Genomic DNA, 15,074 nt, shown 5'->3' with positions numbered 1-15,074 from the left:
GCATACTAAGATATTCTATATAGGTATTTGTTATCCAACTTCACGAGTGCTACAATAAAACCAGAAATTCTATGGATCGGAAGTGCAACATGGATTTAGAAGCATTTTTGGAGCATCTGAACAGCGGAAAGCCGGTGCCGGGCGGCAGCGAGGCCCATCAGTTCATGCACGGCGTCAGCCAGGAGGCGCTGCGCCTCACCGCCGAGATCAACGGAAGCTACCATACGCCGGAGGAGCTACGCCGCCTCTTCTCCCAGCTGATCGGCGCTCCGGTGGACGAGACCTTCGGGCTGTTCCCACCCTTTTATACTGACTGCGGCAAAAACATCCACATTGGCTCCCATGTCTTTATCAACATGGGCTGCAAGTTCCAGGATCAGGGCGGTATTTTCATTGGGGACGGCGCACTGATCGGGCACAACGTGGTTTTGGCCACATTGAACCATGCCATGTCCCCCAAGGATCGCGGCAGCATGATCCCCGCTCCCATCCACATCGGGAACCATGTCTGGATCGGCTCCAATGCCACCATTCTGCCCGGTGTGACCATCGGAGACGGGGCCATTGTGGCGGCCGGTGCCGTGGTGACCAAAGACGTTCCGGAAAACACCATTGTGGGCGGCGTGCCCGCCAAAATCATACGGCATTTAAGCGAGGAGGAAATCAACCATGCATTCGAAATATAACGGCTATTCCTTCCCCCTGCGGGATACTGTCCGGCGGGAAAAGGTACGCTTCCACAACCGCTACGGCATCGAGCTGGCAGGCGACCTGTACCTGCCCAAAGAGGCGGAAGGCAAGCTGGCCGCCCTGGCAGTGGCCGGCCCCTTCGGCGCGGTGAAGGAGCAGTGTGCCGGGCTGTACGCCGAGGAGCTGGCCAGCCGCGGCTTTGCGGCGCTGGCCTTTGACCCCTCCTTTATTGGAGAGAGCGGCGGCGAGGTCCGCAATGTGGCCTCCCCTGACATCAACACCGAGGACTTCTCCGCCGCGGTGGACTTCCTCTCCACCCGGGACTTTGTAGACCCGGAACAGGTGGGCATCCTGGGGATCTGCGGCTGGGGCGGCATGGCCCTCAACGCCGCTGCCATGGATACCCGCATCAAGGCCACCGTCACCTCTACCATGTACGACATGACCCGGGTAAATGCCAAGGGCTACTTTGACTCCGCCGACAGCGCCGACGCCCGCTATGAGATGAAGCAGGCCCTCAACGCCCAGCGGACGGCAGACTACAAGAGCGGCACCTATGCCCGCGCGGGCGGTGTGGTGGACCCTCTGCCCGAGGACGCGCCCTTCTTTGTGAAGGACTATTACGACTACTACAAGACGGAGCGGGGTTATACCGAGCGGTCCCTCAACTCCAATGCCGGCTGGAACACCACCTCCACCCTGTCCTTCCTGAACATGCCGATCCTGCGGTACAGCAATGAGATCCGCAGCGCGGTGCTGGTCATTCACGGCGAAAAGGCCCACTCCTGCTGTTTCAGCAAGGACGCCTTTGCCGACATGGTAAAGGACAATCCCGATACCGAGAACAAGGAACTGCTCCTCATCCCCAGCGCGGTCCATACCGACCTCTACGACCGAAAGGACATCATTCCCTTTGACCGGATCGAGGCGTTCTTCCGGAAATATCTGAAGTAAACACCTGCGGGAGGAGGGATTTTTTTGAGACTTCTCTGCATACTTCTCGCCGTCCTTGGGATTTCCGCCTGCGGGAGCAGCGCGGTCCCGGCAGACTCCGGCAGTCCTCCGCCACAGGCGGTGGTTTCCGGTACCGAGAGCCCCATTTCCCAGCCCTCCGCAGAAGTTCAGCCCAGCGAGGAGGAACCTATGTTACACATCACGGTGGGCAGTCATGAGCTGCTGGCTGCCTTTGAGGATAACCCCTCCGCCCGGGAGTTCCAGGCCCTTCTGACTCAGGGACCGCTGACCATCGAAATGGAGGACTACGGCGGCTTCGAGAAGGTCGGCCCGCTGGGCACAACGCTGTCCCGGAGCGATCAGCAGATCACGACAGAGCCGGGCGACGTGATCCTCTACCAGGGCAATCAGATTACCATTTATTATGGCTCCAACACCTGGAGCTTTACCCGGCTGGCCCGGATCACAGATCCCGCCGGCTTACAGGAGAAGCTGGGCGACGGAGCTGTGCAGATCACATTTTCGCTTGCATAGGAGGTACTTGATATGGCAGTGAAACAGACCGCAGGCCGAGACGCTTTGGGGGAGTTTGCTCCCCAATTCGCTCAACTGAATGACGATGTGCTCTTCGGCCAGGTGTGGAGCCGGGAGAATCAGCTGTCCCTGCGGGACCGCTCCCTGGTCACCGTGGTCGCCCTCATGGCGCAGGGGCTGGTGGACAGCTCCTTCCAGTACCACCTGACCACGGCCCGGCAAAACGGCATCACCCGGGAGGAGATCGCGGAGATCCTCACCCATGCCGCCTTTTACGCCGGTTGGCCCAAGGCCTGGGCCGCCTTCCGCATGGCAAAGGAGGTCTGGGCAGAGGATGTGCCCCAGGACGGCAAGGCGCAGCATCAGCAGGAGATGGTCTTCCCCATCGGCGCCCCCAACGACGGCTTTGCCCAGTATTTTGTGGGCCAGAGTTACCTGCACCCCCTCTCCACCAGTCAGGTGGGAGTGTACAATGTGACCTTTGAGCCCGGCTGCCGCAACAACTGGCATATCCACCACGCCGATCAGGGTGGTGGACAGATCCTCCTCTGTGTGGCCGGACAGGGCTGGTACCAGGAGTGGGGCAAGGCGCCCCGGGCGCTGCGCCCCGGCGATGTGGTCAACATCCCCACCGGCGTAAAGCACTGGCACGGCGCGGCCTCGGACCAGTGGTTCTCCCATCTGGCCCTGGAGGTCCCCGGTGAGAACTGCTCCAACGAATGGCTGGAGGCAGTCACCGACGAGGTGTACCGCAGCCTGGACTGAGCTTCCCTTTCGTCTTTCTTCCAAAAATAACCCCCTATCTGATTTACAGATAGGGGGTCATTCTATCGGTCGATTCCTATCCTTGCCAAGCAGAGGAAGATTCGATATAATCCGGTTGTAAAATGGTCATGAGTCCTGCTCTCCTGGATTACGGGGTCCCGGAGGCATCTCATCCATAGAAAACAGTGAGGGAGAACGAGAGATGGAGCTTCGTACATTGGTGGAACGGGCTAAGACGGGAGACCCGGCAGCGATGGGAGAACTGTATCAGGCGACCAATCAGAGAGTCTATGCACTGGCCCTGCGGCTGACCGGCAATCCGGATGAGGCCATGGATGTGGTGCAGGAGAGCTATCTGTCCGCCCTGCAAAATCTGGAGGGACTGCGGAATCCCGACGCCTTTCTCAGTTGGATCTTCCAGATCGCCGCCAATCGCTGCCGCAAGCTCCACAACCAGGCCCGCCGCTTTGCCTCCCCCGGGTCGGAGGACGAGGAGACAGATTATTTTGACGCGCTCCCCGATCCGGATGAAAAGCTTCTTCCGGAAGCGGTCGTAGACAGCGGGGAGACCCGGCGCTTGATGGCCGAACTGGTGGACAGTCTGCCCGAGGCCCAGCGGGAATGTGTCATCCTCTACTATTTTTCCCAATGCTCTGTGGAGCAGATCGCCCAGATCCAGGCCTGCACACAGGGAACGGTAAAAAGCCGCCTGAACTACGGGCGGAAAAAGCTGAAGGAGGGAGTCCTGGCCCTGGAGGCCCGGGACGGCATCCGCCTGCACTCCCTGGTGCCCATTGGTCCTCTCTTCGCCTGCGTGGGATCGGAAGTACCCGACCCGGACTCGCTCCTCCATATCTGGCAGAACATTGCAGCTGGCATGGGTACCGCGGGCGTGGCTACCGCCTCCGCCGGGGCAGCCTCCACGGCAGCGGGCAGCCAGACCGCAGCGGGTGGTGCAAGTGCCGCGGCCAAGGGTGCGGTCGGAGCGGTGAAGCTGAAGATCGCGGCTGGTGTAACGGCGGGCGCGGTCCTGGCCGGCGGCGCAGGGATCGCCCTCAGCCAGCCGGCGGTAACCTTCTCAGATCCAGTCTTCGAGCAGAACATCCGGGTCATTCTGGACAAGCCTTCCGGGGCCATTCGAGCGAGCGATCTGGAGCAGATCAAACAGCTCTGGATCCTGGACGACGGCATGACAACAAACACATCGGGGGAAGCCCTCCAGGGCACTCAGCCGGTGAGCAGTCTGGAGGACATCGCCCTTCTCTCTGAACTAAGGCGGATTGACTACCAAGTGACAGATGGAGGCACCCTGCTGGACTCTCTGCCGGAGCAGGAGTCCATCCAGACCGCTTGGGTCAACACGGATGAGCTGGACGCGCCCGGTATCGAGGACCTGTCCTTTCTGGAGCGCCTGCCCAATCTGCGTAGACTGTATCTCCACACAGAACCTGGGATAGACCTTACTCTGCTTGAAACCAAAACCTCGCTGATGGGTCTGTCCCTGTTTTCAGAGAGCGACACCACCCTGGATGTCTCCCAGCTGACCCAGCTGCGTTTTCTGGATTACTGGGGGCACTCGAACATCGACATCACACTGGAACCTCCGGCGGAACTTCCCTATCTGAAGAGCCTAACTGTGTCTGGCGGCTCCGACTTTCTGACTCCCTTGGACCTTCTGTCCTATATGCCCGCCCTGGAATATCTATATCTCAGAGTGGCAGGAGACACCGATCTGACCCCCGTGACCCAGCTGACCCAGCTGCGTGTGATTCAGTTCTCCTACGACGGCCCCCCGGTGGATCTGACGCCGCTGCTTCAGTGCCCCAGCCTGGAGATGTGCTTTGTTCCGAATCAATATGATGGAATGACCATCCCGCCCAAGCTTCCACTGGGCACCTTGGAGCAGATTAAAGCCATCGAGGTAGAGATTTTCCAGGAAATCGGCGAGGAAATCCGGGGCTAACCTTCAAAACTCCGCCTTAAAAATAGAAAAAATAAAACCGTCCCCCACCCCTTCCGCCTCTTACTAGCGTGGGCAGAAATGCTCCCACCGGCGGCGGTAAGACGGACACAGAAAACATGGGAGGTGCCTTCTCCTGGAGGAGCGGCCTTCAAAAAACAGATTTTTCCGTCCCCGCCGCCGGAGTCCTTTCCATGCTGCACACTCTCCCCCTATGACAGAGCGCCGCCCCCGCCGAACGATCCGGCAGGGGCGGCGCTTTTCCTTTTTCAGGCCGATCCCATATGTATCACTTCAGCATGGCCTGAAGGGCAGCTCTGGTTTCATCCCGGTGATTGGTCACAGATACGGTGTCTCCCCCCAAAGCCTCCATACGGACATTGCGCGCAGCCGCTGCCTCGTACTCCGCCTGGGTAGTCTCTGTGGTGTGCGAGAGGTAGTAGAAGGTATGGCTGCCACCCGAGAAATCTCCTCCGCCGATGCTTTCATACTCAATGCCCAGCTCTCCGGTGGCAGTATCCCGGCACAGATACCAGTTCAGCGCACCTCCGGCCCAGATCCCGGTCTCCTTGCTCATGAGTTTCCCGTTCTGCCAATAGTAGAGATTGGCCGAAAAAGAGTCCAGAACGAACAGCTCCTCCATTCCATCCCCATTCAGATCGATTAGCTGGGCCTGTGCAAGGTTGGCATAATTGGAGGAGGTGAGCTTTTCCAGCATGGCTGCCGCCATTTTACCCCGCTCCGTCTGGACGGAGCCGCGGCCGGCCTCCAGGAGGGCATTGGCCGCCTCGATCACGTTGGTGCAGCGTTCGCTCTCCTCAAAACCGGGATAGCAGAGCTCATAGAGAGTCGGGCTGGCCTGCTCCGATCCCCACTCTTCCTCCTTCGGCTCGGTGTACTCCACCAGTTCTCCGTTGAAGAAAGTATAGTACTTGTTGCTGATGTCGTTCCGCCAGCCCGTGGTGTCATTTGTCTCCCACTCCGTATACAGCACCCGGCCATCCTTTTGCCAGCTCACATAGCCGCCGCTGGCGCTGCCGTCCCAGCAGTCACAGAGCATCTGGACCTTGCCGTTGACATAGCTGTAGACCACCGGGGCATATGCTCCAATCCCGGGTGCGGGACGGCTGACCACCAGATAAGGGTTCCCGTTGTTCTCCAGGTCGGCCAGGAACACATCCGTCTCCTCCGGCGTCTCATACATATCTCCGCACTCATCCAGGAGCTTTTGCCCATAGGCCTCCATCTGCTTCTGAGACATGGTGCACTTGCTCCGGTCTCCGTAGTAGGTGACCCGCTGCAGGGCCTTTTTCGCCTCCTGGCTGAGACCGCTCTCCTCCGTATATCCCTTAGAGCTGTCCACCACAATGGCGTTCGCCGCGGCATCCCACTCCACCGAGCAGTTAAGGAGCTTTCCCACATCTCTCAGCTTGACAAAGTTGTTTCCGCCGATGTCATAAGCGGTCAGCGCGATCTCCTTTCCGCCATAGAGGAAGGTATTGAAGCTGGGGGTGGCCTTTCCCGCGCCGGCAGAGGAGGTCAGCGTATGCCCCGCCGTGCTGTACGCCCGGTTGGGGACGATCTTCACCGCTCCCATCCCGTTGTCCCAGGTCACATCAAACTGCTTGTGGCTGCCCGAGAGGACATAGGCCAGATCTCTGAGCTTGAAGTAGTTGTTCTGCTTGATGGTATAGGCTGACAAGCGTACTTCCTTTCCATCCACGTAGATCTTGCTCTGGTTGGGTGCGGCCTGAATAGAGGTTGCCGCCGAGGCCACAGGTGAAAGCCCCATACACAGTGCCAGTGTCAAGCAGATTCCCTTTGCATTCTTCATGTTCTCTTCTCTCCTCTTTTTGATAAAATCTTCTCTATCCGCAAAACGGAAACGGGTAGGTCAGGCCGGTAGAAAGCATGGCGTCAGTTGCCTCCTGTCATCATGGCGCGCAGCTCTTCCAAGCTCTCCTCCACCTGACTGTCTCCGTTGAGGATATCCTCGATTACCTCATACCGGGCGCAGTTGGCCTCATAGGCCGCATACAGCCGGTCGTACTCCTCCTGGCTGGATTCATCGCCCGGCCCGATCCCCATGGAAAAGGAGTCCGTCCGGTCGGCAAAGGTACAGCTATGCTGCTGTGGGCCCTGATACTCCACCATCTGTAAGGCGTATTCCCCGCTGCTTTTCTCCCGCACCAGAGATACTGCGGCATCCAGTCCGGTTCCGAGCCAATTGGCCTGGATCTGTCCGTCCGCCCACTGCACCAGGAAGGCATTGGTGTATGAGGTGTCGTTTTGGGAGACGAGGATGAGCTCCTTCATACCGTCTCCGTTCATATCCAGAAGGCGGGCATAGTCCAGCGTGAGTCCCCACGGCATCTCCGGGTCGCTGATATCGGAGAGGGTCCCCATCTGATCCAGCTCCATCATGATATTATACATGTCTTTTGCCATGCGCTCCTCCTCAGTGTGCTCGGCGGCATATGCACCCTGAGAGGCATCCCTGTCGGTGAGGGCCGCCCGGTATTGGTTGAGGTATTGGATCATCTCGCTGGGAGAACAGGCGCAGGCCACGACCTCCTCAAAGGAGCGGTATGGGAGATTCCGCTCGGCCTTCTCCTCCACCGGCTCTTCCACGTCCCGGTTCGCCCACTCCTCCTCGGTATAGTAGTTTACTTCTCCATTCTCAACGATCTTCCATTCCCCCAGCTCATAGCTATACTCCTCCAGGTAGGATTCGCTCTCCTCTACCCGGCCCTGGAGGAAGGTGTACACGCTTCTGCTGTGGCTATCCGCCCCGGAAGAGCCACTCTCACACATCTTTACCTTGCCGTTCTCCGTCTCAAAGAGATAGCCCTCCTGCCGGCCGTTGTACGCCTCCTCGCCGATGATGCGCACCGGCTTTCCATACTCATCCCAGCCGTAGATCTCAAAGGAATTGTCCGCCAGGCTGCTGAAACAGTAGAGATATGGGAGACCTTCCCCCGAGAAATCTCCCAGCACCATCAGGGAGCGGTCGGTCTCGTAGTAGCCGTCATACCCCTGGACCGTGTAGGGATCGTTCCAAAACACCACCTGATCCACCGGCTGACTGTATCCGCTGAAGGGCTCTATATCACCCTGGAGTCCATGGGCGATCAGCAAACCCAGAAGGACCGCCTGATCCGCTGTCATCCGGCACTTGCTGATGTCCCCGTAATACGGCATGGCGGAGAGCACTTCGGCAGCCGCCTGTCTGGAACGCTCCGTCTCCAGAGCCTCTTTCAAGGTTCGATCCCCAGTCGCCTCTGCACCGCTCTGGAGCAGGGCGAGCAGCTTGTCCTCTTCTCCCATCTGCCGGCACAGCTCGATCGCCTTCTGATACAGCTCCGCGTTGCCGCTGTCCCGCTGGATGGCCGCCTCATACTCCGCCAGAGCCGACGCATAGGCAGAAGTCTGCTCCTCACTTCCCTCTTCTGCCGCCTCTGCCATGGCCAGATAGACCTCCGCCCGGCCCTGATAGGCCTCCGGACGATCCGGTAGCAGGTCTGCCGCCTTTCCAAAGGCCTCCAGCGCCTGCTCATATTCCTGCTGGGATAAGCTGGCGGTCCCCTGCTCACAGTAGGCCGTGTACTTTTCCTCCTTGTCGCCGCACCCGCTCAGCAGCAGTACCGCGGCCACCAGCAGCCACACAAACCGTTTCATCTCTCATCTCTCCCCTTTTTCGGATTCATCCCTTGACCCACGTGAGTTCTGGTGCATCCTCCCGATAATACTCGATAAACGGCTCGAATCCCTCTCCGCAGTAGGTCACCGTGGCTGGGTAGGTAGCAATAATGTCCATATTGTCAAAATCCAGCTTTATGGGCTCCGGTGCGTCTCCCTGAAACAGGATCGACTCCCCCGACAGCCCATGGTGCCCAACACGCTTTACACTGGCCGGCACCGTCAATTCCGCAAGCTGTTCACACTCTGAAAATGCAGAACTTCCAATTTCCTCTATGATGGTATTTGGAAGCACCACGCGGCTCAAATTGCTACACCGCCTGAACGCCCCTTTTCCAATGGAGGTCACGCCCTCTGAAATATAAATCAGGCCAATTTCATCATCGATGTCCTCCCAAGGTCTGTCAGATAATTCGTAATGGGTCATCTCCCCCTCTCCGGAGATCACCAGCACGGAGTCTTTATAGTACCAGACCAGGTCCGCTCCGCACACACCCGCGGATTCCGCCGTCTCGGCGTTGACCGTCTTGACGATCGCCTCCATCTCCGGACTCAGGCCATCAGAGGTGCTCTTCTCATCGGACACAGCTGGTGTATTCTCTGCTCCCGCGGCAGACGCCGGGGCCGGGGTGTCTCCGCCGCAGGCCGTCAGCAGCAGACTCAGTGCGATGGTCAGGGTCCCAATGCTTGTAAATTTGTGTTGTTTCATACCTCATACTCCATTTCTCTCATGTTCTGATGTTGCCGTCTCGGCTGTTTCTGTCCGTAAGATCCCGTACCTCTCCCTTCGGTTTTATCTCTGGACAAATTTTTTCGAAAATTTTTCTGAGGTGCTGTGGGCATAAAAAAGCAGCAAACCTTTTTCAGACTTACTGCTTTATTTTTTATGTGGAGTTCCTGAGGGCTCGCTTTTTGATGGGATATTGTTTGACCAAGTATAATCCTATTTTATCAGGAATCGATTCTTTTTACCATCTCAAATTGTTTTGCTACCGTTTTAAACCCAAGCGCGGCGAACATTTCCAGGACCTCCCGCTCCTTCTGATCGATATTCTTTGCGGTGAGCGGATGAACCCTGGAAAGAAGGGATTGGATGACCGGCTTTAACTCCTCCACGCTGCGACAGCCCATCTGGAGGATCTGTCCATCCGCTTTTGAGAACACGCAAAAGGCGGACACCCCGTTCTCTCTTCGATAGGCGACCTCATACAATTCGGGATTTCGTCGCAACAGGCCGGTGGAATGCTCATAAGAGGGCCCGATCTTCCGGCACTGCCCCACGTGGTCCAGATCAAAGCGGTCGAACTCCATATATTCCACCTTGCCCCGCTCTGCGCTCCCTGTGGGTGCACTCGCGCGAAGAACTGCGAACTCTCTTGTGACCGAAAAGCCCTGCTTTTTGTACAGGCGGATGGCCCCCTCATTTTGCTACAGCACTTCCAGATAATACGATTGAATCTGCGCTTGTCTCAGCACTTGCTCGGCCAACGAAAACAGGTCGGTAGAGATTCCATTACCCCGATGCTCCGGAACCACTCCCGTTCCCACATTGAACGCCGCTTCCTGGCCATGATAGAGGCCGCAGGAATGGAGCATAAATCCCACCATTTGGTCCCCATAAAAGGCTCCGAAGGACCGGCTTTCATCCACACCGCTTGTCCGGAAGAGATGGGCCAGCTCTCTCTCGGTCAGGCAGAGCGGAATATCATAATCTGAAAAAGCAAGGTTGAGGCAAGCGGCGATTTCCCCCAGCGGGACATCCTCTAACGTTTGATAGCGATACATAGCTGGTACCCCCTCCCAGATCACGCCAGGATCTCCACACGGCTGCCACCGGACTTGTCCTTTGTGACCACGATCTGTTTGTCGATCTTCTCCTTCAGCTCTGCCACATGGGAGATGATCCCCACCAGGCGTTTTCCCTCCGTGAGGGCAGTGAGCGCGCGGAGGGCCTGCTGGAGGGATTCCTCATCCAGAGACCCGAACCCCTCGTCCACAAACATGGTATCCAACTGGATCCCCCCGGCGGCCGACTGGATCTCATCTGAGAGGCCCAGGGCCAGGGAGAGGGACGCCTTGAAGGACTCACCGCCGGAGAGGGACTTGACACTGCGCTCCGAACCATTGTAATGGTCTATAACGTCCAGCTCCAGGCCGCTCTGGCTGCGGTTGTTCTCCGCCTCCCGGCGGCGCTTGAGTTCATACTGTCCTCCGGACATGACCAGCAGCCGGAGATTGGCCCGCTGCAATATGCGGTCAAAGAAGGTCATCTGGATGTAGGTCTCCAGCGCGATCTTCTCTTTGCCCTGGAGATTGCCGTTGACCGTGTTGGAGAGGGTCCGCACCCAGGCATACCGTTTCTCCAGCTTCGCCAGATCCGCCGCTTTCTCCTGCATATTCCGCAGAGCGGTCTCATTGGCCATCCAACGGGCATGGATCGCCTTCTGGGCCTGAAGCCGCTCCCCGCGCTGCCGGGTCAGCTCCTCCCCGCGCAGCTGCTGGGCCTGGACATCCACCTTCTGGCTGTTTTCCAACAGGTGGTTCAGTTCCTGAATGGCCGCGTCAGCCTTGGTCAGCTCTTCCTCACAGGTCTTTGCGGTCTCCTCGGCCCGCTTCCGTACATCGGCAAGACTCTGGATCTCCTCTCCCAGCGCGGCCATCTTCCCCTGGGCCGCCTCCATATCCGGGTAGTGGAGCTGGATGTGCAGGGTCTGGAGCTGCCCAGTGATCTCCTCTTTCCGGGTCTGAGCGCCTGCCCACTCCTCCCGCAGTCTGGCGGCAGAGTCCTCCGTCTTTCGGAGTTCCTGCTCCGCCAGTGGGATCTTCCGGTCCAACTCCTGTTTCCGCCGGATCTTTCCCTGGAGAAGCTGTTCCTGTGCTCCCATCCGGGCGAGCGCGCTTCCCGCCTGCTTTAGCTCCCCGTCGATCCGCCCGGGAGCCTCCTCCAGCGGACATCCTTCCAGATGCGCTGTGATCTCGCGGTGCAGGGCTTGCTCCATCTGCTCCCGCTGGCCGTCCAGCACGCCTCGGGCCACCTCTGCCTGTCCCAGGGCCTCCCGCAGCTGTTCCTGCTGTCGTTCCAGAGCTGCCAGAGCGATCTCCTGCTGCTGGATCGCCTGCTCCAGTTCGGCCCGGTGGGTCAGCTGTGCCTCCAGCGCCAGCAGCCCCCCGTGGAGCTGAGAGAGCTCTTCCGCCACGGCCTTCCGGCAGGCAGCCAGCTGCTCCTCCGCCTCTGCAAGGGATGGCGCCTCGATATGTGCCGCCATCCGGTTCAGGAGCTGACCCTCCCGCTCTTCCAAGGCGGTGTGGGCTCTGCCAGCGGCCAGGCTCTTCTCCTGTGCCTCCCGCTGGGCCGTCTCCAACTCAGATTTCGCCTGTTCCAGCTCAACCTCTGTGGGGGCCCCGCCGGACAGCCGGGCCGGGGACGGATGGTGGCAGGAACCGCACACGGGGCAGGGTTCCCCCTCTGTCAGTGCCTGGGCCAGCACCCCGGCCTGCTCGTCCAAAAAGGCCCGGTTCTTCCTGCGAAAATCCGCCTCCAGCCCTTCGGCCCGTTCTCTGGACCGCTCATAGGCAGCAAGCGCCGTCTCGCGGGCCTTTTTTGCCTTGGCGCAATCCGCCCACAGGACCGCCAGCTCCTGCAAGGCCCGCTCTTTCTCCCGGGCCCGCTCCTGACGGCGGAGGAGCGCTTGTTTTTCCTCCGCCAGACCCTGCGAAGCCTGGTAAGTCTCCCGGTCGGCTTGCAGGGTTCCCTTCTTTTCCAGCAGGTCGGCAGCCGCCCGCTCCTGCTGACGGGCAAGTGTTACCCGCCGTGCCTCCCCTGCTGCCAGCTGCTGGAGGCATTCCTGCCACGCCTTGATTTGACTTCCCAGAGCTTCCAGGTTGGACTTACGGCGCTCTGCCTCCTCCCGCTCCCGGAGCAGGCGCTCCTGCTCGGTCTCCGTGCCGGCCAGGCTACCAAGCTCCTCTTTCCACCGTTCCAGTTCCCGCGCCTTACTCTGGCAGGCCTCCTCCTGACGGGCCAGACTCTGCTCCAGATCGACTATCCTTTGGGTCAGGACGGTGAGCGCGTGCTCTTTTTCTGACAGCTCCCGGTACCGGGGCAGCTCCGCTTCCAGGGCGGCCAGTTCCCGGCTCAGCGCCTCCTGCTGAGGTGCTTTCTGGTGCTCTGCCTCCAGCGCCCGCTGGGCCCGCTCCACCTGGGGCAGCAATTCCTCCCGGGCTTTGCAGACAGCCGCCAGCTTCTCACGGGTCTTCTGGGCCTCCTCCGCCTTTCCCAGCAGGGCGGCAGTCTCTTTGAGCTCCTCGTCCAGCCCGTCCAGGATCTTTTGGACGCGCTGTTCCTCTTCACGGTCCTGACCGATCAGCTGCTCGATCAGCTCCACGGTCTCCTCAAAGGACAGCTCTCCCGCCTGGGCCCGCTGGAGGTCGGGCCAGCGGACGTGGTCCTCGGGACAGACCGTCCCTCCGATATACTGCTGTACGCTGGAGCGGGCGGCTTCACAGTCCCGCTGGAGCCTTCCGGCCTCCTGCTTCATCCGCTCCTGGAACACCATGTAGTACCGGGTCTGGAAGATCTCCCGAAAGATCTCCTGGCGGCTCTTGGTGTCGGCCAGCAGCAGCTTGAGGAAATCCCCCTGGGCGATCATGGCGATCTGGGCAAACTGGCTGCGGTCCAGGCCAATGATCCCGATGATCTCCCGGTTGACCTCCCGGGCTTTTGTAACCAGGCGTCCATCCGGGAGGGTGAGCTCCGCGTCGGCCTTCTGAACGGTGGTGCCGCCGCCCCGCTTGGCGGGACGCTCATACTCCGGATTCCGGCGGACGGTGTAGGTCTTGCCCCCGTAGGAAAAGATCAACTCCACCTCGGTGGGGGTATCCGGCTGGGCGTACTTGGAGCGAAACATGGATGGGTCCCGGTTGTCGCCGCTGGGCTCTCCGTAGAGGGCGTAGGTGATGGCGTCAAAGATGGTGGTCTTGCCGGCGCCGGTGTCCCCGGTGATGAGATAGAGCCCCTGCTCCCCCAGCCGTTCCAGGTCGATGACCACCCTTCCCGCATAGGGCCCAAAGGCGGATACCGTCAGCTTCAGCGGTCTCATGCTTCTCCCTCCCAGATCTGTTCCATCAGGCTCCGGGCAAAGGCGCGCTGCTCCTCGCCCATGGGCTGCCCGTTCTGCTTCTCATAAAACTCCTCCAGCAGCGCCAGAGGAGACTTCTTTTGCACATCCTCCGCACCGTCCAGCGAAATCGCGGTCCGGGTGCGCTGATTGTCATAGTCCAGCTTCATCAGGTTGGGATAGAGGATGCGCAGCTTGCGCACCGCATCAGGGACGTCCTCCTCATCGGTGAGGGTGATATGGACATAGTCCCGCGGATAGCTTGTCCCCTCATAAAAGCCGCGGAAGGTCAGCTCCTCGTAGGTGCCCCGCAGCTCCACCAGATCCCGCATGGGGGTCAGCGGTATGGTGCGGATGGATACGTTCCCCTTTTCCCGCAGCTCCACCACGGTCACGGATTTCTGGTGCCCGGCCTCGGAAAAGGAGTATTTCAGGGGCGTACCGCAGTAGCGCACCGTCTCCCGCCCCACCTGCTGGGGACCATGGATGTGCCCCAGGGCCACATAGTCAAACGGCGCAAAGACAGACACATCCACATTGTCGGAGCCCCCCACCGATATCTCCTCCGAATCGCACCGGGCGGCCCCGGTGACAAACTGATGGGTCACCAGTACATTCCGCTGGGCAGTGTCCACCCCCATGGCCTCAATGGCGGCGGCCATGGCCTGGGTATAGGTGGAGATCTCCCGCTCCGGGAAGCACCGCCGGACATGGGCCGGTTTCACGAAAGGCAGCAGATAGAGGTGCACCGGTCCGTACTCATCCGTAAAGGTGAAAGGTTTCACAACTCCGTCATACACAGGCGCCAGATAGACCCCGCTCCGGGTCATAAGCCGTCCGCCGAAAGCGATGCGCTCCGGCGAGTCGTGGTTCCCGCTGATGAGAAAAACCTGCACGCCCCGCTCGGACAGGCGCACCAGGAAGTCGTCCAGCAGGGCCACCGCCTCTGCGGAGGGCACGGATTTATCATAGACATCCCCGGCGATCAGGACGCCGTCCGGCTGTTCCTGGTCAATGATCCGGAGGATTTCCGCCAGGATATACTGCTGGTCTTCCAGCATAGAAAACTCGTTGACCCGCTTGCCCAGATGCAGGTCCGAGAGATGGATCCATTTCATGGTACAATTCCCCCTGTATGTGGTGGATATTACCATCATTATACCGGGGATACATCCACCGCGCAAGGATGCGATTGGCAGTCTCGCCGGTCGCATCGAGTTCCTGCGTATCCGCGCAGATTCGACAAGCGCTCCCTTTTCTGAAAAGTAATTTTCAGAAATCTGCACAGTTGAAAAAAGGAATCTTCATATAAAAAATGCAATGAAAATAAATTTCACAAATGTTACAATGGATTC

12 protein-coding genes are annotated in these 15,074 nt (G+C 59.4%); 5 read left to right on the top strand and 7 right to left on the bottom strand.

The features are described from left to right. Positions 1 to 89: 89 nt before the first annotated feature. From H8S34_RS09205 to H8S34_RS09185, 5 genes are all read left to right on the top strand, one after another. Positions 90 to 686: a sugar O-acetyltransferase gene (locus H8S34_RS09205; protein ID WP_101693198.1), complete on the top strand. Its 597-nt coding sequence runs from the start codon at positions 90 to 92 to the stop codon at positions 684 to 686. Continuing rightward, positions 670 to 1,644 (top strand): alpha/beta hydrolase, encoded by a 975-nt coding sequence (locus H8S34_RS09200; RefSeq protein WP_186963800.1) that lies wholly within the window; start codon positions 670 to 672, stop codon positions 1,642 to 1,644. The genes H8S34_RS09205 and H8S34_RS09200 overlap by 17 nt, the downstream gene beginning before the upstream one ends. A 189-nt stretch (positions 1,645 to 1,833) precedes the next feature. Then, positions 1,834 to 2,178 carry a cyclophilin-like fold protein gene (locus H8S34_RS09195; protein WP_243207973.1) on the top strand — a complete coding sequence of 115 codons (345 nt, stop codon included), beginning with the start codon at positions 1,834 to 1,836 and terminating at the stop codon, positions 2,176 to 2,178. 12 nt (positions 2,179 to 2,190) lie between these two features. After that, positions 2,191 to 2,943, top strand: coding sequence for a carboxymuconolactone decarboxylase family protein (locus H8S34_RS09190; RefSeq protein ID WP_186963798.1), 753 nt, complete (start codon positions 2,191 to 2,193; stop codon positions 2,941 to 2,943). Between the two features lie 202 nt (positions 2,944 to 3,145). Then, complete coding sequence (locus H8S34_RS09185) at positions 3,146 to 4,906, top strand: RNA polymerase sigma factor (RefSeq protein ID WP_186963797.1); 1,761 nt, start codon at positions 3,146 to 3,148, stop codon at positions 4,904 to 4,906. A 286-nt stretch (positions 4,907 to 5,192) separates the two neighbouring features. Here H8S34_RS09185 and H8S34_RS09180 read toward each other — a convergent pair whose 3' ends face one another. The 7 genes from H8S34_RS09180 to H8S34_RS09150 form a co-directional block, all read right to left on the bottom strand. Then, positions 5,193 to 6,737, bottom strand: a complete 1,545-nt coding sequence (locus H8S34_RS09180; protein ID WP_186963796.1) for a hypothetical protein — start codon at positions 6,735 to 6,737, stop codon at positions 5,193 to 5,195. A gap of 83 nt (positions 6,738 to 6,820) precedes the next feature. Further along, entirely contained in the window at positions 6,821 to 8,581 is a 1,761-nt protein-coding gene (locus tag H8S34_RS09175; RefSeq protein ID WP_186963795.1) for a tetratricopeptide repeat protein, read from the bottom strand. A gap of 25 nt (positions 8,582 to 8,606) precedes the next feature. Further along, on the bottom strand, positions 8,607 to 9,311 hold the full coding sequence (locus H8S34_RS09170) for a leucine-rich repeat domain-containing protein (RefSeq protein ID WP_186963794.1): 705 nt from the start codon (positions 9,309 to 9,311) through the stop codon (positions 8,607 to 8,609). A 242-nt stretch (positions 9,312 to 9,553) separates the two neighbouring features. Beyond that, on the bottom strand, positions 9,554 to 9,913 hold the full coding sequence (locus H8S34_RS09165; protein ID WP_186963793.1) for a hypothetical protein: 360 nt from the start codon (positions 9,911 to 9,913) through the stop codon (positions 9,554 to 9,556). A 117-nt stretch (positions 9,914 to 10,030) separates the two neighbouring features. Next, on the bottom strand, positions 10,031 to 10,387 hold the full coding sequence (locus H8S34_RS09160; protein ID WP_186963792.1) for a GNAT family N-acetyltransferase: 357 nt from the start codon (positions 10,385 to 10,387) through the stop codon (positions 10,031 to 10,033). A 20-nt stretch (positions 10,388 to 10,407) separates the two neighbouring features. Further along, a complete protein-coding gene (locus H8S34_RS09155; protein ID WP_186963791.1) occupies positions 10,408 to 13,701 on the bottom strand; it encodes an AAA family ATPase in 3,294 nt (1,097 codons plus the stop codon). Further along, complete coding sequence (locus H8S34_RS09150; RefSeq protein WP_186963790.1) at positions 13,698 to 14,837, bottom strand: exonuclease SbcCD subunit D; 1,140 nt, start codon at positions 14,835 to 14,837, stop codon at positions 13,698 to 13,700. The genes H8S34_RS09155 and H8S34_RS09150 overlap by 4 nt, the downstream gene beginning before the upstream one ends. Between the last annotated feature and the right edge of the window lie 237 nt (positions 14,838 to 15,074).

This window comes from Pseudoflavonifractor hominis, assembly GCF_014288125.1.
Taxonomy (GTDB): Bacteria; Bacillota; Clostridia; order Oscillospirales; family Oscillospiraceae; genus Pseudoflavonifractor_A; species Pseudoflavonifractor_A gallinarum.
This window is presented reverse-complemented; position numbering and strand designations above follow the sequence as displayed.